This window comes from Bacillus sp. SIMBA_074 (assembly GCF_046534555.1).
GTDB lineage: Bacteria > Bacillota > Bacilli > Bacillales > Bacillaceae_G > Bacillus_A > Bacillus_A mycoides.
Genome location: NZ_JAWRYM010000452.1, coordinates 1 through 275, shown reverse-complemented (window position 1 = coordinate 275; position 275 = coordinate 1). Strand labels below are relative to the sequence as shown.

The window sequence follows — 275 nt, the reverse complement described above, 5'->3', positions numbered from 1 at the left end:
GCGATCCAGGCGACGATCGACTCGCTTCCCGCTTCCGTCGACCGGGCCCCGGTCAATGCGACGAACATCGTCGACTCGGCGGGCAAGATCCTGCGCACCGAGGACGAGGGCGTGAACGGCCGCGCGATCGGCGACACCTCGAACCTCGCGTCCGAGGTGGTGGCGAAGCTGGAAGCCGGCGAGGGAGTCTTCCCCATCGCGGTCACCGAGACCCCGTTCGAATCCGTCAACCTCGTTCGCAAGATCGATGTCGACCTGGGTTCTCAGACCGCGAC

Annotated in this window: 1 protein-coding gene; it reads left to right on the top strand. The window is 66.5% G+C overall.

All coding sequences use genetic code 11. The annotated features are described in order from the left end of the window. The coding region (locus SB773_RS31550) for a hypothetical protein (RefSeq protein ID WP_410594252.1) at nt 1-275 on the top strand (275 nt) is incomplete at both ends.